Here is a 17,162-nt window from a genome sequence, read left to right as displayed (position 1 = left end):
GCGAGCCCTCCGGCCTTCAGTAGATAGCGTAATTTTCCGGATCGGAAAAGATTTCCCGCAATAGCAGGTTGTTCAGGTAGTGACCGGTCTTGTGCGCCTCCACCTTGCCGAGCAACCGGTAACCGCAGGTATAGAGGTCGCCGATCAGGTCGAGGATCTTGTGGTTCACCAGTTCCTTCTTGTAGCGGAGCCCCTGGGGGTTGACGATGCTCTCGCCGCCGATCACCACGGCGTTGTCGAGGGATCCCCCCTTGGCCAGCCCGGCCTTGCGGATCGCCTCGATCTCCTCGTGGAGGACGAAGGTCCGCGAGTTGATGATCGAAACGGCATTCTCCACGTCCATCACCCGCTTGCGCTGTTTCCCCACCGGCGGCCGGAACTCGATGGTCATGGTGATGTCGAGGGTATTGAGCGGCTTGATCCGCACCCAGGCGTCGTTGTGCCGCACTTCGACGGGCCGGGTCACCTGCAGGTAGACGCCCGGCTCGGGGAACTCGTAAACGCCGGCCCGCCATATCTCGTGGTAGAACTCCCAGGCCGAGCCATCCATAATCGGCACCTCGGGGCCGTCGATGTAGACCAGACAGTTGGTGATCCCCGAATAGTAGAAAGCGGCCATCAGGTGCTCGATGGTCGCCACCGAGGCGCCGCCGGCGGCGATCTGCGTCGACAGGCGGGTATCGGCCACCATGTCGTAGCGGGCAGGGATCAGCTGGCCGTTATTGACGAAGGCGATGCCGAACTCCCGCCGGGGGAGGAATTCGAGGGTGACGGTCCGGCCGGTATGCAGGCCGATGCCGCTCAGCCGGAAGATCCTGTTGATGGTTGTCTGCCGTTTGATCATCGCAATCCCGATCCTCTCTCGTTACAGATATTTCTCACGCAGGGCGACCTTGTTGGTTTTGCCGACGCTGGTCTTGTCGATGGCAGCGACGAACCGCAGCCGCAGCAGCACTACCTGCTTGGAGATCAGCCCTTTTTCGGCGTACTCGCGCACATGATGGAGCAGCTGCTTTTCCGTCACCGGCGGCTGCTGGTCCGGCTTGGTCACCACGAGCGCCAGGGGACGCTCCCCCCACTTCTCGTCGGGCTGGCCGATCACCGCCACTTCCGCCACCGCCGGGTGATGGACGAGCAGATCCTCCAGTTCCAGCGAAGAGAGCCATTCCCCCGCCACCTTGATCACGTCCTTGGTCCGGTCGGTAATCTTCGCATAGCCATGGGGATCGATGTTCGCCACATCGCTGGTATGGAGCCACCCCCCCTCCCACAGCTTCGCCGACGCCTTGTGATCTTTCAGATACCCCTGGGTGAGCCAGGGCGCGCGGACCACCAGTTCACCGGTACTCTGGCCATCGCGGGGGACATCGCGGAACTGTTCGTCCACCAGCCGGAGATGTACCAGCGGCAACGGGATGCCGGTCTTGCAGCGAATCTCGGCCTGCTCCGCCGCCGGGCGCGCCAGCATCTCCGGGGTCAGGTGTGCCAGGGTGAGAATCGGGCAGGTTTCCGACATCCCGTAACCGGTGAAGAGATCGATCCCCCGCTGCAGCGCCTCCAGACAGAGGGTCCGGGACATGCTGGCCCCGCCGATGATCACTTTCCAGCCGGCCAGATCGACAGTGGCGGACGCAGGGCTTTTCAGCAGCATATGGAGGATGGTCGGCACACAGTGGGAAAAGGTCACCCGCTCGCGGGCGATCAGTTCGAGCAATTGTTCGGGGACGTAGCGCCCCGGATAGACCTGCTTGACTCCCAGCATGGTTGCAACGTAGGGAAGTCCCCAGGCATGGACGTGGAACATCGGGGTAATCGGCATGTAGACGTCCTGGCGATGGAACCGGCCGTGGGTCAAAGGCGTCGCCAGGGCGGCAACGGTAGCGAAGGTATGGAGCACCAGCTGGCGATGGCTGAAATAGACCCCCTTGGGCAAGCCGGTGGTGCCGGTCGAATAGAATGTAGTCGCCCGGGTATTCTCGTCGAAGTCGGGAAAATCGAAGGAGGTTGGCGCCGCCGCCAGCAGTTCCTCGTATTCCCCGGCGAACGGGATGGAACCGGCAACCGGCTTGCGGTCGTCAGTCAACAGCACGAATGTCCTGACCGTATCGAGCCGCCCCTTGATCTGCTCGAGCAGCGGCACGAACTCGCTGTTGACCAGAAGGACATCGTCTTCCGCATGGTCGATGGTATAGAGGATCTGTTCAGGAGAGAGCCGGACGTTGATGGTGTGAAGCACTGCGCCGATCATCGGCACGGCGAAGAAACACTCCAGGTAGCGATGGCTGTCCCAGTCCATTACCGCCACCGTGTCGCCGGCCTTGACGCCGAGACTGGTCAGGACATTGGCCAGTCGGCAGATCCGCTCCCCCAGGGTACGGTAGGTATAACGAAGCGAATCTCGGTAGACGATCTCCTGGTCCGGAGCGGCAACCAGCGGCGCCTGGAGGAGGTTCTTGATCAGCAGCGGGTATGAGTAAGCCGACTCCGTGCGCGGAATCAGATGGTCGTTCATGGGAACTCCTTGGTGGAGGGAACGGTTAGCGGCACAAGTTTTCAAGAATACCCTAAACCGTCGACGCACAAAAGTGAAAATCCACCCCGGGGCTACGGAACGTGGCGCGATGGACAACGGCGGCGCCCCGTGGTAAACCTTCTCATGAGAGCCACGGGGCAACTCGCCGCGACGGCGAAAAGGGGAGGAATTATGCGATTTCTTGCGGTGATGGCACTGATCGTCTCATGCAGCGCGCTGCCGGCGTGGGGGGCGAAACCGGCCGGCAAGGACCTGCGCGGTCCGACTACGCCGGCCGCGCTCTATGCCGCCTTCCCGATCTTCCGGGACAATGCCGCGGCCTATCAGCCACAGGCCAAGGTGATCGCCGCCTTGCGCCGGATCGACCGGCCAACTCGGATCGTGGTCTTTTTCGGCACCTGGTGCCTCGATTCGCGCAGCGAAGTGCCAACACTGCTGAAGACCCTCGACGTCACCGCCAACTCGCGACTCACCCTGGAACTCGATGCCGTGGACCGGCTCAAAGACGATGGAATCGGCCTGGCGGACCGCTTCGACATCGACAGCGTGCCGGTCTTCATCTTTATCCGCGACGGTCGGGAACTGGGACGGATCACCGTCTTCCCCCGGACGACCATGGAAGAGGAGATGCTCGCCATCATCGCCACCCACCGTTAGAAAACGCCGGCCGCCGCTAGGCTCCCGCCGGCGACGGGATCAGCGGCTGGTATTCCGCCTTGCCGAAGGCCAGAATCGGGAAGAAGATAAAACCGAGGAAAGCCAGGCCGAGCCCGAACAACACCCCCTTGCCGAAGCGGGCCGCCAGCGCCAGGTGAAGCAGCACGGCGACGATGATATTGACGAGCGGCAGGAACAGCAGCAGGAACCACCACCACGGCTTGCCGGCGATCTTCACCAGGATGAACAGGTTATAAAATGGGATCAGGCTGCTCCAGCCCGGTTCTCCGGCCTTGACGTAGACTTTCCAGTAGACCGCCAGGAAAAAGAGGAACAGCACGACCAGCACCGCGACCAGCGAGGTACCAAACGTCGAGAGGAACAGCGCGACGTTCGGCGGAATCGAATTGGCCGGCACCGGTGCCGGAGCCGGGATGCCCACCGTCGGCTGTGATTGCTGCCGGGGCGGTTCGGCGGAAGGAGCGACATGCGGAACGGCTGGCGACGCCAGCGCGGGTTCCGGTTTGACCGGTGGGGTAGCCGGGTCGACAACAGCGCCGGCAGGCGCCGGATCGCCGGCCGCGGGCGGCGGGTCGGCAGCTGTAGCCGCCGCAGCGCCGTGCCCCGCAGAACGATGATGACCACGGTGATGTTTCTGCCGGAGCTGCTTTGCCGCAGGGCGGCCAAAGGTCCTGGGCAGATCGACCTCGTCGGTACCGAGAGTTACCAGCGTATCGCGGTTGACCAGCACCTGCACGCGCCCGTCATCCCGCCAGGCCGACCGGCAATCGATTACCCCGCCGTCCTTGAGATAAACCTGCTTGGCGCCGGCAATCTGCACCGTGCCGATCAGCACGGCCAGTACCAGCGCCAGCACTACTCCTCCCCCCCAGATGCCTTTCATAGCTGCCCCCCCTGCGGATTGTCCGGCATGGTATTCGCCGTACCACCGTTCTAGCACGAAGCATGCCGTTGCAATCTTCGGGAGAGGAGACGCGGGCAGGCCCCACCGGCCCGCGTCCGCCGTTCGGCGGCGGGGATGCCGCCTCGCCGCGGGGAAGCTTCCATTGACGATATTCGTCCCTTGGCGGAGATGGCTAGCGGTCAGGACAACCGGGAAGGACAAAATAGAATGTCGCCCCGCAGCCGACCGCCGACTCCGCCCAGATCCGGCCGCCATGGCGGGCAATGATCCGCTGGACAGTTGCCAGGCCGATGCCGCTTCCTTCGAACTCGGTACCGTGCAACCGCTGGAACGCTTTGAAGAGCTTGTCGGCATACTGCATGTCGAAGCCGACCCCGTTATCGCGGATAAAACAGCAGGGGGTCCCCTCCCACTCAGTCCGACCGAATTCGATCCGGGCAACGTCGGCGTTTCCCGTATACTTCCAGGCATTGCCGAGCAGGTTTTCCATGAGCTGGCGCAGCAGCAACGGATCGCCGCAGGCAGCAACATCCGGGGCAACGGTCCACTCCACCTGCCGGGCCGGGGCGGTCTCCTGCAGCTGTTTCAGCACCTGGACGCAGAGGCCGCTCAGATCGACCCGCTCGTGGCGCATCTCCGCCTGGGTCACCCGCGCCAACGACAGCAGGTCGTCGATCAACACCCCCATCCGGCTGGCGGCGGTATCGATCCGCTGCAGGTAGCCGCGGCACTCCTCGTTCAGGAGGTCGCCGAACTCCTCGGCCAGGGCATGGCTGAAACCATTGATGTGGCGCAGTGGGGCTCGCAGATCATGGGACACCGAATAGCTGAACGATTCCAGTTCCCGGTTGCTCTGTTCGAGCTGCAACGTGCGCCGCATCAGGTCTTCGTTCAACAGGCCGATCTCGTACTGGGCGGCTTCCCGCTGCCTGATTTCCGACTCCAGGAGGGCAGTCCGCTCGTAAACCCGTTCCTCAAGGGAGGCATTTAGCCGTTCCATCTCCCGTTGGGCCTTCTTCCGTTCGGTAACATCGCGCAGCACCGCCACCACCGCCACGATGGAGCCGTTCCAGTCCCGTAGCGGCGAGGCGATGACCTCGAAACAGAGTTCCCGCCCGGCATTCTGCAAGGTCAGCTCTTCGGTATGGGGCCTGCCGTCGGCAAACGATTGGTCGACCGGACAATCGAGACACCGCTCAGCCTTCCCTCGGTAGGCCTGGTAACAGAGTTCACCGGTCCGATCGCCGAACAGGGCGGTTATCACCCGGTTCTGATAGATGATCCGGTAATCGGGAGCGACGATAATCAGCCCGTCTCCCATGCTGGCCATGATCGTTTCCAGTTTGTTCTTCTCCGCCTGGAGCTCGTTCTGGGCCTGCTGATACTCGTCTACCTGCTGTCGCAGCTCTTCCTCGGTCATCACCAGCTCTTCGTTCCGCTCGGTCAGGCGCTCCTCCTGGGTGACGAGGGCCACCGTATCGAGGCCGATACGGCGTCCGCCCCAGCCGATGACGACGCAGCCGAGGAGCCAGAGCAGTCCGTGCCAGCCCCAGATCTGCCACACCTCCTCCTGCTGGGCGGCGAGCAGGCCGGCCATCGGTACGGCGACGCTGATGCCGCCGACCACATCACCTACTTTGTACCCCTGGACGCCATGGCACTTGAGACAGGACTCCTCAGCGATGAAGGGGCGCATGAAGCGCATGTAGGGCTGGCCGGCCATCGACTCGACCGAGCTGGCCTCGGTGGTCCCCCGTTCGAAGGAACGGAGACATTTCGCCTCCCACGAGTCGGGCTGGTTGCCGTGGTAGAGGGGGCGAAGACTGGCAATATGCCCCTGGGGACCGGCAAACTCCTTGGCGGTCTGAAAAACCTGGCGGGTCATGTAGGCAGGGTTGACAAGGGTGAGATGGCGGCCTGAGGGGGTAATGATATCCCGTTCGGTGACATGGGAGAGATGCAGGTTCGGCGGCGAATCGGGTGATGCCTCAACATAGACGCCGCCGCGCCGGGACGCCCAGCGCCGGTAGAGAGCATCTTTTTCGTAGGCCATCAGGGCCTCGGCTCTGGCAGTCTGCTCGGTATTGCCGCGCAGCGAGGAGAGCTCCAGCATGATCGACAGGGCCAGTAACGCCGTCCACCCCGCCAGAGCAATCGCCAAGTAGAGCCTGATCCGGCGAATGGTGCGATGTTTGCGAAAAACAGGTGAAAAAAGGGTCATCGCCCACTTCCCCCGTCCGGTGTGGCCTCCGCAGCCACGTTTGTCGCCCATGGCCGGCCGGGCAGGCAGTTCCCGGCCGCTGGCGCATTCCGTCAGTAACGGGGTTGCCCCGGCAGCCAGAGGTCGATGCCGGCGGCCTCCCGGTCATGCTCTTCCACGCTCTGCTGCCAGAGGCTCCGGTCGCGCTCCGCCACGACGATATTGCGCCGCCCGCTCATCCGGCGGACATACACCGAATAGTCGCCCCCATCGAAATAGATGACCCGCCCCCGCTCCCCCCCCAGGTCGGAGGCAACGAGCGGAATTCCTTCGTTATCGAGGAATTCCCGGATGAAACGGCAATTCACACTGCCAACGCAGGAGAAATTGCCGACGACGTCCCGATTGGTAAAGATCGAAGCGCCGCCGAAGGCCTTGGCCCGCAGGTTGGCCCGCCGCGCCCCGTGCCGCATCAGCGCGTTGATCAGCAACTCCATGGCATGGATGCCGTAACGTCCCGCTTCGGTGATGCTGAAGGGCATCTCGCGGGCATAGCGACGATTGCTCAGCATGAAATGGTTCATCCCGGCCACGCCGTTTTCCGGGTCGTAAAGGCAGGCCGCCACGCAGGACCCGAGGAGGGTGGACATGATGATCCGTCCCCGCGCCACTTGGTAACCACAGGGAGGAATCCGGAGTATCTTGCGACCGACGAAGAGCTGACGATTCATAAGGCGACAGTATACCAGAAGCAGACCGGACGGCAGCAAACAGTGGCAAGCATTTTACCGGGTCGTCCTCAAGCGGGGCCATGGCCGGCGAGCCGGTCGCACAGATCGGCGAATACCTTGCCGCTCACCTTCAGTTCGAGCGGCTTACCGTTTTCCTGGAAGCCGATAGTGACCAGCCCGCCAACGAACTGATTCTCCATCTCGGCAAAGAGGATCGCGGCGGGATCGAGCAACAGATTGCCCGAGCGGACGAACCCCGCCGCCAGGAGCCGGGCGACAAAGGATTCTTCCTCCGCCTTGGTAACCTTCTTGAACAGCTGCTTACGGACCACCGCCCCCTCGAACCAGACGTCGATAAGCCGACTGTCCTCCGTCAGCAGCGGATTCTCGGCCGGCGTGGTCAGCTGGGCGGCCACCACCCGCCCGGTATTGATAAATCGCATGCAATGCTCCTCTCGATGGCAAGCTGGCCCGATGGCCGGACCCGAACGGCCCTATCATAGGCCGGTACCGCCAGCGCCGCAAATAAAAAGTGCGGCCCGCTACCGGCTCCGCCGGGTTGACGATCGCCCGGCCGCAATTACAATTGAGAAGAAGTGTAACGCCAGAACGGCCCGACACCTGTTTCCGGCCACGACCGCAGGATTGCCGGCCGGACGGAGCAGCCATGCCAAGCAACGATTTCGACTTCGCCGCCTACACCGCCGAGATTACTGCCATGACCCTGTCCGGCCTGGCAAGGGCCGTCGGCGCTCCCGCCATTGGCGAGACCATGGCGCGGCTTGCCGAGCAGGCCGAAACGGTGCTGGTGACCAACATGACGGCCGAAACGACGGAACTGACCGCCTGTGGGCCGGGCTGCTCGGCCTGCTGCCGGGTCAATGTCACGGTGCTGATCCCCGAGGCGATCGCCATTGCCCGTTATCTGACAGCGGACCTGCCGGCCGCCGAAGTCGCCCCCCTGCACCGCCAGGTCGAGGAAACCGCCCGGGCGGTCCGCTGGCTCGACGACGACGAGCGGATCAGGGCGGATATTCCCTGCCCCTTTCTCGATCGGCGCGGCTGGTGCACAATCCATCAGGTACGCCCTCTTACCTGCCGGGCGATCACCTCGACCGATTCCCAACGCTGCAGCGAAGCCCTGGCCGCCCAGGCGGCCGGCGATTATGCACCGCTGCTGGCGAACCTGTTCCAGAAATTTCTCGTCGAGCAGACCTTCCGGGGCATTGCGGCAGGATTGGCGCAACGGGGGCTCGATGACACCGGGCGAGAGCTTACCCGCTCGGTCGGTCGTTTCCTCGCTTCGCCCGAACTGGCGACCGACTTTCTCGCCGGCCAGCGAATCGCCTTTCCCGACTGAGTAAAGTTCCCGCAAAACGACAGGCCCCGAACCGGCTGGTCCGGGGCCTGTGGTGGCCCATCCCTTGCGTCGCACCATCGGGGCTTATTGGCCGGCGGCAACGACGGTTGACAAGCAAAGCATTATTTCCCGGTCATCGCCCCCGGTCTGCCGCCGGAGAGGAAATTCCGCCGCGCCTCCGGACTCATCGACCGCCAGCGGCTACGCAGTTCGCGCCGCTCTTCCGGGCTCATGGCCTGCCATTTTTCCCGCAGCTTCTGGCGCCGTTCGGCGGGAAGGTGCTGGAACCAGCGGAATTTCTGCCTGATCCGCTCCTGCTCCTGGGGAGGAAGTTGACGGAACGACTGGAACTGCTGGCGAATCCGCTGTCGCTCTTCCGGTGGCAGCTGTTGCCATTCCCTGAACCGCTGTCGGGCAGCCTGCCGTTCCTCCGGGGTCATGGCCTGCCAGCGGGCGGCGCCCCGCAGCAGCCGTTCCCGGCGCTCCGGCGGCAATTGGGCCCATTTGTTCGCCAAGGGTTTGAGCGCCTGCTGCTCTTCAGGAGTCAGCCGGTCCCAGTCTACGGCCCGGTCCGCTCCCCAGCCGGGCGGCACGACCGCAAACAGCAAAAACGTCGCCAGTACAGCCTGCCGTCTATTCATTACGCCGATCCTTTCCCTTGTTGTCGGCGGCAGCGGAGGCCGGGCGCCGTCTCTCACTCTGCCGCCGCTTTCCCTTGTCGGCCTTGGCCGGTGCCGGGGCGGCAGCTTTCTCCACCAGTTGGAAAGCCAGCGGATCGAGCTCTTTCCCGCCGGCCGTCTCGAAGGTACCGAGATATTCGAGAAATTCCGGCTCCTCTCCTGTCTGTTGCCGGCCAAACGAAAATGCCGTCGGAAAGCCGAGCAGCAGAAGCAGGGCGGCACTAGCCGCCATTTTCCTGGGTTGCCAGCCAGCGGTAGAAATCGAGATCTTCATAGAATTGTATCTGCTCCCGGGCGGTGACGATCTCCATATCATCGAGATTGGCGACCGTGGTCACCTTCCGGCCACTGTTCATCCAGAGAACGCCGGCAACGATCAGGATGGCCGCCGTCGCCACTCCGCCGGCTGTGAGCCAGCGGAACGAGCCCCCCAAACGCTGACGACCGGCCGCTTCCACCGCTCCGGCCCGGGTCTGGCGAAGCCGCCGGGCAATTTCGTCGTCAAGCGTTTCCGTACTCCGGTCCAGATGGGCGGTGATCGTCTCAATCAGCCGTTCGTCGCTTTTCCGGGTCGTCATCATCGGTACTCCTCAAGCAAGCTGCGCAGGGTGTGCACCGCCCGCGAATAATGGGTTTTGACACTCCCTGCGGAGCAGCCCATGGCCGTCGCCGTTTCCGCCACTCCCAGCCCTTCCCAGGAACGGAGCAGAAACGCCTGCCGCTGCCGTAGCGGCAGCTGGCGGAGCGCCGCCTCGATCGCCGTCCCCACCGCCCGGTCGGCCAAGGCCGACTCCGGGTCCGGCGTTCTTCCGTCGGCAATGTTTTCCAGCGGATCGTGGCCGTCGCCCTCGTCGCCACCGCCGAACCAGACCCGCCAGCGATTGCGCAGGCCGGTCCGCCGCTGCCAGTCGATGATCCGGCTCTGGAGCGTCCGGTAAAACAGCGGCGCCCACTCTCCCGCCGTCCGCCCCCCGTAACGCCGGGCGAAACCGAACATCGCCTCCTGGACGATATCGAGCGCTTCCTCGGCATCCGCAGTGGCCAGTCGGGCCATCCGGAAGGCCCGCCGCTCGACATCTGCCAGGAAACGATTCAAATCTGCTGAGGAATCCAGAATGTAACTCCCCGCCGCGCCGGATCTCCAAAGCCGCGGCATGTCATAATGGCCGGCTGGCATCCCCGTGGCGCACTGCCGGTCACCGCACGGGAAGGCCGGCACTTGCCGCCGCCCGGCCGACGGGACCGTTTCCGGACGGGGGCTCATCCCATCTAACGCACCATGCCGCCAACGGTTGACCGGCCCGGCAAATTTTCTGTTGCGGCCGACAGCGGAGCGGCTGCCGCCATTGACTTCTGGGAGGGAGATTCTACACTTAGAAGGCGCTTGTACTCAACCGGCGCCCATTGGCGATCGATTCTAGCACAGGAGGAATCATGGACAGAAGAACCTTTCTCAAGACAGCAGCGCTCGGCACCATGGCATCGGGAATCGCCGGCCGGGTAGCCGCCGCCGGACAGTACTTCCCGGTCCAGGCCGACCAGTCGCTCTTCGCCACGATCAACCGGGCCAAGAACCCGGCCAAGATGAGCCCGCTCGAACAGAAGCACGTGCCGATCATCACCGCCCCCAAGTCGGTTGCCGCCGGCGCGTCGTTCACCGTCGAGGTCACGGTTGGCGAGGTGCTCCATCCGATGGGGCCAACCCATTGGATCGAGCATATCTCCCTCAACATCGGCAACGAGCCGGCAGGCCAGCTCACGCTGCAGCCCCGCGGCTTCCTCGCACCGAAGGCGACCTTCACCGTCACCATCCCGAAGGAGGCGGCGCCGGCCGGCAAAGTGACCCTGCTCGTTCACGAGCGGTGCAATCTCCATGGCTACTGGGAAGGGAGTGTCGACATCGCGGTCGTGTAACGGGCCGGCAACCACCGCCAGCCGATGTCGTTCAAACAATGAACAATAGCGATTCTTTTGACAAACTGGCTGAAATTGCGATGCTCCTGGAGCAACATGCCAACCCGGAGGATAACCTTGATGCCTTCGTCCGGATGACGGCGGAGTTTTTCAAGGTTACCGACTGCTCCGTCATGCTGTTCAGCCCGGAAACGGCAGAGGATGGTCCCTCGCTTCGGCAGTTCGCCCGGAGCGGCGACCGCCCCTCGCCGGACCGGATCAGCAGGACGATCGCCGGGCAGGTGGCCGCCGCCCGCCATCCCGTTATGGTCGACGACATCACCCGCTCCCCTTACCACCCGTTGGCCCGGCACCCCGACAGTCCTTCCCGCTGCTTCATCTCGGTGCCGATTCCGATCGGCTCCCGCGTCGCGGGAGTGCTCAACCTCAGCACGCCGCGGGATGGCCGGCCCCTGACGGCTGGAGACCTGGCGCTTGCCGGCGCCGTCGCCATTCTTGCCGGAAAGTCGATCCAACTTGCCGAACTGCGGGGCCGGTTCGATTCCCGGCTGGTCCAGGCGACAGTGAGCCGCGAAACGTGGAAGATGGTGGCCGGCAAGCCGCCCGGGCTCGCTCCCGACCTGGCCCGCCTGGCAAAAATTGCCGGCCGCACCTTTTACCGGGAGATGAACCGGGCCGGGCTCGGCGCCGAACATATCCTGAAAGCGGCGACGGAAATCGTGACCCTGCTCGGTGACAATCTGCGCCGACACCAGCAACGATTCCAGACGCATCCCGACGCCAAGCCGTCGACGAACCGGGCCGAAGACAGCTGACCGTCTTACGCGGCAGACGCTGGCGGATCGGTGGGGTACTGCGGCGCCGTGCAATATTTGCAGCAGGCGTCGCGCCACTTGATAAATTCGCCGCAGGAGCGGCACTTCCTGAATTTCCCTTCCACCTCCCGCAACGGCTTATGGAAGTAAATAACCAGCAGGAAGATCGGGAACAGTCCGCAAAGAATACTCCAGCCGATGAAGTTCCGCGCCCGGTTGGCGGCCAGGATTCCGCCCGCCACGCCGGGGACGATAATGACCAGTAACAGCGCAAGATATGCCGGGATGACATGCTGGGCCATGGCGTCCCTCCCTCTCTGTTCGAATTCTTTTCTCCATTATAGCAGAAGACGGTTTGATCACCGGCGAATCGTGCCACGGCACCCGACCCTCCTCGCAAAGGGGGCCAGGGCCAGTCATTGAATTTTATTTAATTATTCTTGCATAAGAAATCTCCCACGTTATACTTATTTTCCATCCCGGAATTACGGTACCGTTTCGCCCGCTGCACGTTGAGAGCAGGGACGCGCCCGGAGCCATGGAGGGCTCATTGATTCCGTTCGGTTATTCGCGCTACCGGCTCCAGCCGGGACACCGGCGCTACCGGGCCCCCTCCCGCCATCTCCTCACGTCGCCAGCCTTGCCCGGAACCATGGGAAACTCCACGAAGAAAGGACTTCGCCATGGTCAAGAGAGATGCCCAGCGGTCAAGACTCAGCACAACACCGAACATGGCCACCGTCCCGACACTTCGCTGTCCTTGCACGGACGCCCGGCTCTCGCCATCGGCCGCCGGCGGGGCCTGCCCCATCCGGCGCGATCTCACCGCCGAACCGGCGACCGTCGGGCCAATCACGGGCCATGATTTCGGCGCGGCGTCAGCTGGCCGACCCGAAACCTCGGCAACACTTTTCTCCAGCAGAACAAACAAGTGCGAGTCGCCCGTGGCCCTTGCAGCCCCACCCGCCGACCTATTGGCCGCACGGATCCGGAGCGCCGAAATTCAGGGAAGCCCATCAGCGCGACGACAAACTGCCGGGACGGCAGCGGCGACCGAATGGCTGGCTAGGGGATGGCTCATCGTCCGCTGGCCGGCAGAACCGCCTCCCCGTCCCGTCAACGAACAATGGCCGAAGGACGGCCCACCATCAACCGACAAGGAGAATCTCATCGTATGACCAGCTTATTCTGCCGCATCAGCACGCTCGCCCTCATCGCCTTTTGCCTCCTCGGCCCGTTTTCGCCACCGGTGCGCGGGGAAAGCTGCGAAAAGGCGGTCGCCGCCCTGAACGCATCGCTCAAGGCGGAGAACAGGATCGACGAGCCGGAGCTGGTTGCGGCCCTCCGGGGTCTGAACCGGACCGCCAACAGCAAGCTTCCCCCCCAGTTTGTCACCAAGAAGCAGGCGCGGATGGTCGGCTGGCGTCCCGGTAACGACCTCTGGAGTTGCTGGCGGCTGAAAGGGAAAAGCATCGGCGGCGACCTGTTCCTGAACCGGGAGGGGAAGCTCCCCGACGGCGGCCGGAAATGGCGCGAGGCCGATCTCGACTATAAGGGCGGCCCCCGGGGCGCCAAGCGGCTCCTCTATTCGGATGACGGCCAGCGGCTGGTGACAGTCGACCATTACCGGACCTTCACCGAGGTGCCGGCGTGCGAGTGACCCGCTGCACGATTCATGGTCGCGCTGTCGGCTCCCTCGACGACCTGTACGACGAACTGGCCGGCCAGCTGCCCTTTCCTCCGCATTTCGGCCGGAACCTTGACGCTCTCTGGGACGTGCTCGTCACCGATGTCGCCGGACCGGTGGAACTGGTCTGGGAAGACGCAGCACTCTCCAGAGTCGCCATGGGCGAGGATTTTCCCCGGGTCGCCACCCTATTTGCCGACCTGGCGAAGGAACGAGCCGACATTACCGTCAGCTACCATTAACCGGCCTGTTACCGGCTCCGCCAACAGGCCCCGGCCATTGCCGTAATGAAGATGGTCCGGAGAATTGTTCTCACCATCGGCACCGGGGCCGTCGGTGTTGCCGGTGAACAACCGCCGGCGGTCACCAGCCAGGCACCGGTGCCGGCATTACCGATCAGCGTTATCCCGGGAGACCGTCATGCAGAAAAAAGGGAAATTCTTCCTCTTCACCATCGCCGAATTCGATCAGTGGCTGCTCGACACCAGGTTCAGCCGTTCGATCAGGCTGGTCCAGAATCATCACACCTACCAGCCAGGCTACGTCCAGTTCACCGGCAACAACCATTTTACCCTCCTCGAAGGGATGGAACATTTCCACATGGCGGAACGCGGTTTCGCCGAAATTGCCCAGAACCTCACGTCGTTCCCCGACGGGACGGTGGCCGTCTGTCGTGCTCTCGACAAGGTACCGGCGGGGATCAAGGGGGCCAACCAGGAGGGGATCTGCCTGGAAAACCTCGGCAACTTCGACACCGGCGGCGATACGATGGCCCCGGCTCACCGGGACGCCATCGTCCGGATCAACGCCCTGCTCTGCCGTGAATTCCACCTCGTCCCCTCCAGCGACAGCATCGTCTACCACCACTGGTACGATCTCAACAGCGGCAAGCGAACCGATGGCACCGGCATGACCAAGAGCTGCCCCGGCAGCGCCTTCTTCGGCGGCAATACCGTCGCCGCCGCCCGCAGCGGCTTCATCCCCCTGGTCGCCGAGGCGTGGGCGGAACTGACCGGCGGTGCGCCATCCGCGCCACCCGCCATACTGCGGACGGCAGTCGTCAACGCCTCGTCGCTCAACGTCCGGCGCGGCCAGGGGGCCGCCTACCCGATCGTCAAGAGTCTCGGTCGCGGCGTCAAAGTGAACATTTACGCCACGGCAAACGGCTGGTGCCGTATCCACCCCTCCGAGCAGCAATGGGTGGCGGAGCGCTACCTGAAAAAGAGCGGCTGAGGTACGGCACCTTCCGGCAACGCTCCGCAGGACGCGGAGAGGAAGGAGTTCCACGGATGGAAAAGGAAACGAAACGTGCCGCCGAAGCGGCAAAACAGGCAGGTCTGCCCGAGGATGTCCCGCTGGAAGATTTCCAGTTCGTCCTCAAGGAACTGCTCGACGCCTGGCGGCCGCTGCTCCAGGAGGAGCTGGAGCTCAGCGGTTCGGTAGAGCGGCTGGTGGAAGAAGCGGCCAAACACCCCCACTCTTGCGACGACGAGCAGCTGCTTGCCGACCGGCTCTTCGCCCCGCTAGCCAGTGAAGCGGTAGCGCTCAGGCTTCTCGATCCCAAGGCCCGCGAAACCCTCGGCCCCGTCGACCAGTGGCGCTGGTGCCTGCAGAAGATCCTCTGCTGCCTCCGCTTCGGCTGGCTCCTCGCCCGGGCCCGCTCGTTCGCCGCAGCGGTCTACTATCTCTATCGCTACTGGCTCTGCATCCGCCGGCTCTTCGCCAACGACCCGACCGGCCGCCCCCTCACCGCAGAGGAGCGGGCCGATTTCAAGGCGCTGGTGGCCGGCTTCGGGACGGTCTTCAAGCCGTACCTCGAAGGGGAACTGCACCTTGCCGAGCAGGCCGGCGAACTGGCGGAAGAGGCGGTAACCGGCACCCTCGACTGCGATTCCGGCGGTGGCGACGCCGAGGCCCTCTTCGAGCAATTCCTGACCGTCGAGCGGGCAAAACTCCTCCTCGGCGCGGCGGAGTTCGACAAGCTCAGCCAGGACCCGCGTTTCTGGCTCTGCCGCTGCTGGTGTCTCTGCGCCTTCCGCTTCGGCTGGTGCCTGGCCCGCGCCCGCACCCTCTTCGACCTGGTCCGCTGTCTGGTCGGCTATTTCCGCTGCCTGCGCCGCTGCTTCCAGCCGCTGGCCTGCGAACTGACTGAACCGAGCGGCTGCGTCGCCGAAACGGTCAATACCGATCTCAAAGCCCTGGTGGTAGCGGTGAAAGGGACTGCCAGCGGCGGCGGCTTCCTTCGTTACGTGCTGGAATGGTCCCGGGACGGCATTACCTGGCATGCCGGCGACTTCCACTATCCGCCGATCCCGCCGGGCGGCGGCAGCCAGGGGAATACCCCGGTCGCCAGCGGGCTGTTGGGCTACTTCGACACCACCGCCCGGGACGAAGGGGCCTACACCATCCGCCTCACCGTCTACGGAGCGCAGGGAGCCACCTGCATCAAGACCATCACCTTCACCCTCTTCAAGCAGGACGTGCGAATTCTCGGCTTCGACGGCGCCTTTACCCTCGACACCACCCCCTACGACCCGGCGGCAATGTTCGTCGAGACCGTGCCGGCGCTCTGCAGCAGGCCGGCCGGGGTCTACGAGATATCCTTCGGCGAATGCCTCTCCATCTGGGGGAGCGCCTTTGTCGGCGGCTGCGAAGGGAAGAAGATAAAGCGCTATCTCATCGACTACAAGCCGGGCTTCGAAACCGACCCGACCACCGGCGGTTGGACCAACATCTGGAAGGTGGAGTACAACACGGTCTGGCAATACCGCGACCTGAACATGCGCAAGGACACTTCGGTGCTGACCGCTTCCTGGGTCGCCGACTGCGTGGTGCCGGTCCCCTTCCCTCCTTACTGCCTGCTGAACGTCCCCGAGGCGCGGCTCTCCCCCTCCTGCTGGCAGACCCACGTCTCGACCTGCGGCCTGAGCGGGCTGATCACCCTGCGACTGGTGGTGGAAGACACCGGCGGCGCCCTCTACTACGACACCCAGAAGGTCTGGCTCGACAACAAGCCGGTCTGTGCGATGATCAGGATCGACGCGGTGCCGCGCTGTGCCGACATCCGCGTCAGCGCCTTCGCCACCCCGCCCGACTGCAGCGTGCCGTGGAACCTCCCGCTCTCCGGGATCGCCTGGGACGAGTATATCGACCCGGCGCTGCCCCACAGCCGGCCCAACGACAACTTCGATTTCTACTGGGTCAAAGTAAGCAAGCAGGGGGGGACCGAACTGCAGATTCCCATCGCCTGGAGCATGGGAACGCCCTGCTTCTTCGGCACCAGCCGGGTGGGCGACCCGGGAACGGCCTGCACCCCCTGCGACCCGGCCAACCCGCTCCCCACCGCCATGTTCGGCACCCTGGCCCAGTTCGACCTGCGGACCATCGATCCGCTTTGTAGCGCTTCGGTCGGCTATCCGGTGCCGGCCGACCTGCTCCTGCGGCGGGGCGAATGTTGCGTCTACGTCTTCAAACTGCGGGTCCAGGACCGCACCTGGACCCCAGCCGGCCCCCACTGGCGCGAAGCGCTCTGGCCGGTACGCATCTGCAACGATCTGAAACCGGCCTGAACCGGCGGCGATCCCCCGACCGGCGGGGAAAGGGGATCGCCCCGTCGTTGGCCGCTCCGGCGCCCCTCCAGGGCTCCGCCCGGAGAAAATC

General features: G+C 64.1%; 19 protein-coding genes. 8 read left to right on the top strand and 11 right to left on the bottom strand.

Going from position 1 to position 17,162, the window contains the following annotated elements; all coding sequences use genetic code 11:
* Positions 1–16: 16 nt before the first annotated feature.
* Together lpxC and QMN23_RS04105 are read right to left on the bottom strand one after the other, a co-directional pair.
* Positions 17–844, bottom strand: coding sequence for a UDP-3-O-acyl-N-acetylglucosamine deacetylase (gene lpxC, locus QMN23_RS04110; protein ID WP_282002003.1), 828 nt, complete (start codon positions 842–844; stop codon positions 17–19).
* Positions 845–865: 21 nt separating this feature from the next.
* Positions 866–2,512 (bottom strand): fatty acid--CoA ligase, encoded by a 1,647-nt coding sequence (locus QMN23_RS04105; protein WP_282002000.1) that lies wholly within the window; start codon positions 2,510–2,512, stop codon positions 866–868.
* Positions 2,513–2,704: 192 nt separating this feature from the next.
* Here QMN23_RS04105 and QMN23_RS04100 point away from each other — a divergent pair, with 192 nt between their 5' ends.
* Entirely contained in the window at positions 2,705–3,190 is a 486-nt protein-coding gene (locus QMN23_RS04100; protein WP_282001997.1) for a thioredoxin family protein, read from the top strand.
* Positions 3,191–3,206: 16 nt separating this feature from the next.
* Here the strand turns inward: QMN23_RS04100 and QMN23_RS04095 are convergent, their stop codons facing one another.
* From QMN23_RS04095 to QMN23_RS04080, 4 genes are all read right to left on the bottom strand, one after another.
* Positions 3,207–4,094 (bottom strand): DUF5684 domain-containing protein, encoded by an 888-nt coding sequence (locus QMN23_RS04095; RefSeq protein ID WP_282001995.1) that lies wholly within the window; start codon positions 4,092–4,094, stop codon positions 3,207–3,209.
* Between the two features lie 193 nt (positions 4,095–4,287).
* On the bottom strand, positions 4,288–6,336 hold the full coding sequence (locus QMN23_RS04090) for an ATP-binding protein (protein ID WP_282001992.1): 2,049 nt from the start codon (positions 6,334–6,336) through the stop codon (positions 4,288–4,290).
* 92 nt (positions 6,337–6,428) lie between these two features.
* On the bottom strand, positions 6,429–7,046 hold the full coding sequence (locus QMN23_RS04085) for a chemotaxis protein CheD (protein ID WP_282001990.1): 618 nt from the start codon (positions 7,044–7,046) through the stop codon (positions 6,429–6,431).
* A gap of 68 nt (positions 7,047–7,114) precedes the next feature.
* Positions 7,115–7,489 (bottom strand): hypothetical protein, encoded by a 375-nt coding sequence (locus QMN23_RS04080; protein WP_282001988.1) that lies wholly within the window; start codon positions 7,487–7,489, stop codon positions 7,115–7,117.
* 224 nt (positions 7,490–7,713) lie between these two features.
* On the opposite strand from QMN23_RS04080, the gene QMN23_RS04075 reads away from it, so the two are divergent.
* Positions 7,714–8,406, top strand: coding sequence for a YkgJ family cysteine cluster protein (locus tag QMN23_RS04075; protein WP_282001986.1), 693 nt, complete (start codon positions 7,714–7,716; stop codon positions 8,404–8,406).
* A gap of 122 nt (positions 8,407–8,528) precedes the next feature.
* Here the strand turns inward: QMN23_RS04075 and QMN23_RS04070 are convergent, their stop codons facing one another.
* From QMN23_RS04070 to QMN23_RS04055, 4 genes are read right to left on the bottom strand one after another with little or no spacing between them, the layout of a single operon-like run.
* Positions 8,529–9,047, bottom strand: coding sequence for a DUF3106 domain-containing protein (locus tag QMN23_RS04070; RefSeq protein ID WP_282001985.1), 519 nt, complete (start codon positions 9,045–9,047; stop codon positions 8,529–8,531).
* Complete coding sequence (locus QMN23_RS04065) at positions 9,040–9,318, bottom strand: hypothetical protein (RefSeq protein ID WP_282001983.1); 279 nt, start codon at positions 9,316–9,318, stop codon at positions 9,040–9,042. The genes QMN23_RS04070 and QMN23_RS04065 overlap by 8 nt, the downstream gene beginning before the upstream one ends.
* Positions 9,308–9,667 (bottom strand): DUF3619 family protein, encoded by a 360-nt coding sequence (locus tag QMN23_RS04060; RefSeq protein ID WP_282001981.1) that lies wholly within the window; start codon positions 9,665–9,667, stop codon positions 9,308–9,310. Before QMN23_RS04060 ends, QMN23_RS04065 begins: the two co-directional genes overlap by 11 nt.
* Complete coding sequence (locus tag QMN23_RS04055; protein WP_282003803.1) at positions 9,664–10,242, bottom strand: RNA polymerase sigma factor; 579 nt, start codon at positions 10,240–10,242, stop codon at positions 9,664–9,666. Before QMN23_RS04055 ends, QMN23_RS04060 begins: the two co-directional genes overlap by 4 nt.
* 278 nt (positions 10,243–10,520) lie before the next feature.
* On the opposite strand from QMN23_RS04055, the gene QMN23_RS04050 reads away from it, so the two are divergent.
* Both QMN23_RS04050 and QMN23_RS04045 read left to right on the top strand, forming a co-directional pair.
* Complete coding sequence (locus tag QMN23_RS04050; RefSeq protein ID WP_282001979.1) at positions 10,521–11,000, top strand: class II SORL domain-containing protein; 480 nt, start codon at positions 10,521–10,523, stop codon at positions 10,998–11,000.
* 38 nt (positions 11,001–11,038) lie between these two features.
* On the top strand, positions 11,039–11,815 hold the full coding sequence (locus QMN23_RS04045) for a GAF domain-containing protein (RefSeq protein ID WP_282001978.1): 777 nt from the start codon (positions 11,039–11,041) through the stop codon (positions 11,813–11,815).
* A 5-nt stretch (positions 11,816–11,820) separates the two neighbouring features.
* Here QMN23_RS04045 and QMN23_RS04040 read toward each other — a convergent pair whose 3' ends face one another.
* Complete coding sequence (locus tag QMN23_RS04040; RefSeq protein WP_282001975.1) at positions 11,821–12,117, bottom strand: hypothetical protein; 297 nt, start codon at positions 12,115–12,117, stop codon at positions 11,821–11,823.
* A gap of 872 nt (positions 12,118–12,989) precedes the next feature.
* Here QMN23_RS04040 and QMN23_RS04035 point away from each other — a divergent pair.
* The 4 genes from QMN23_RS04035 to QMN23_RS04020 all read left to right on the top strand — a co-directional run bounded on the left by QMN23_RS04035 (position 12,990) and on the right by QMN23_RS04020 (position 17,071).
* Positions 12,990–13,475, top strand: coding sequence for a ribonuclease domain-containing protein (locus QMN23_RS04035; protein ID WP_282001972.1), 486 nt, complete (start codon positions 12,990–12,992; stop codon positions 13,473–13,475).
* Positions 13,466–13,744 (top strand): barstar family protein, encoded by a 279-nt coding sequence (locus QMN23_RS04030; RefSeq protein WP_282001969.1) that lies wholly within the window; start codon positions 13,466–13,468, stop codon positions 13,742–13,744. The genes QMN23_RS04035 and QMN23_RS04030 overlap by 10 nt, the downstream gene beginning before the upstream one ends.
* A 178-nt stretch (positions 13,745–13,922) precedes the next feature.
* The gene (locus tag QMN23_RS04025) at positions 13,923–14,735 is read left to right on the top strand and encodes an N-acetylmuramoyl-L-alanine amidase (RefSeq protein ID WP_282001967.1); all 813 of its coding nucleotides are present in this window, start codon (positions 13,923–13,925) and stop codon (positions 14,733–14,735) included.
* Positions 14,736–14,791: 56 nt separating this feature from the next.
* Complete coding sequence (locus QMN23_RS04020) at positions 14,792–17,071, top strand: hypothetical protein (RefSeq protein ID WP_282001965.1); 2,280 nt, start codon at positions 14,792–14,794, stop codon at positions 17,069–17,071.
* Positions 17,072–17,162 lie beyond the last annotated feature (91 nt).

It is taken from the genome of Geotalea uraniireducens (assembly GCF_027943965.1).
Taxonomy (GTDB): domain Bacteria; phylum Desulfobacterota; class Desulfuromonadia; order Geobacterales; family Geobacteraceae; genus Geobacter; species Geobacter uraniireducens.
Note: the sequence above shows the minus strand (reverse complement) of the source record. Positions and strands in the feature narration are given on the sequence as shown.

Excerpts from the sequence above, each read along its gene's own strand:
- lpxC (WP_282002003.1), bottom strand. The coding sequence starts at position 844 with ATGATCAAACGGCAGACAACCATCAACAGGATCTTCCGGCTGAGCGGC.
- QMN23_RS04105 (WP_282002000.1), bottom strand. The coding sequence starts at position 2,512 with ATGAACGACCATCTGATTCCGCGCACGGAGTCGGCTTACTCATACCCG.
- QMN23_RS04100 (WP_282001997.1), top strand. The coding sequence starts at position 2,705 with ATGCGATTTCTTGCGGTGATGGCACTGATCGTCTCATGCAGCGCGCTG.
- QMN23_RS04095 (WP_282001995.1), bottom strand. The coding sequence starts at position 4,094 with ATGAAAGGCATCTGGGGGGGAGGAGTAGTGCTGGCGCTGGTACTGGCC.
- QMN23_RS04090 (WP_282001992.1), bottom strand. The coding sequence starts at position 6,336 with ATGACCCTTTTTTCACCTGTTTTTCGCAAACATCGCACCATTCGCCGG.
- QMN23_RS04085 (WP_282001990.1), bottom strand. The coding sequence starts at position 7,046 with ATGAATCGTCAGCTCTTCGTCGGTCGCAAGATACTCCGGATTCCTCCC.
- QMN23_RS04080 (WP_282001988.1), bottom strand. The coding sequence starts at position 7,489 with ATGCGATTTATCAATACCGGGCGGGTGGTGGCCGCCCAGCTGACCACG.
- QMN23_RS04075 (WP_282001986.1), top strand. The coding sequence starts at position 7,714 with ATGCCAAGCAACGATTTCGACTTCGCCGCCTACACCGCCGAGATTACT.
- QMN23_RS04070 (WP_282001985.1), bottom strand. The coding sequence starts at position 9,047 with ATGAATAGACGGCAGGCTGTACTGGCGACGTTTTTGCTGTTTGCGGTC.
- QMN23_RS04065 (WP_282001983.1), bottom strand. The coding sequence starts at position 9,318 with ATGGCGGCTAGTGCCGCCCTGCTTCTGCTGCTCGGCTTTCCGACGGCA.
- QMN23_RS04060 (WP_282001981.1), bottom strand. The coding sequence starts at position 9,667 with ATGATGACGACCCGGAAAAGCGACGAACGGCTGATTGAGACGATCACC.
- QMN23_RS04055 (WP_282003803.1), bottom strand. The coding sequence starts at position 10,242 with ATGCCGCGGCTTTGGAGATCCGGCGCGGCGGGGAGTTACATTCTGGAT.
- QMN23_RS04050 (WP_282001979.1), top strand. The coding sequence starts at position 10,521 with ATGGACAGAAGAACCTTTCTCAAGACAGCAGCGCTCGGCACCATGGCA.
- QMN23_RS04045 (WP_282001978.1), top strand. The coding sequence starts at position 11,039 with ATGAACAATAGCGATTCTTTTGACAAACTGGCTGAAATTGCGATGCTC.
- QMN23_RS04040 (WP_282001975.1), bottom strand. The coding sequence starts at position 12,117 with ATGGCCCAGCATGTCATCCCGGCATATCTTGCGCTGTTACTGGTCATT.
- QMN23_RS04035 (WP_282001972.1), top strand. The coding sequence starts at position 12,990 with ATGACCAGCTTATTCTGCCGCATCAGCACGCTCGCCCTCATCGCCTTT.
- QMN23_RS04025 (WP_282001967.1), top strand. The coding sequence starts at position 13,923 with ATGCAGAAAAAAGGGAAATTCTTCCTCTTCACCATCGCCGAATTCGAT.
- QMN23_RS04020 (WP_282001965.1), top strand. The coding sequence starts at position 14,792 with ATGGAAAAGGAAACGAAACGTGCCGCCGAAGCGGCAAAACAGGCAGGT.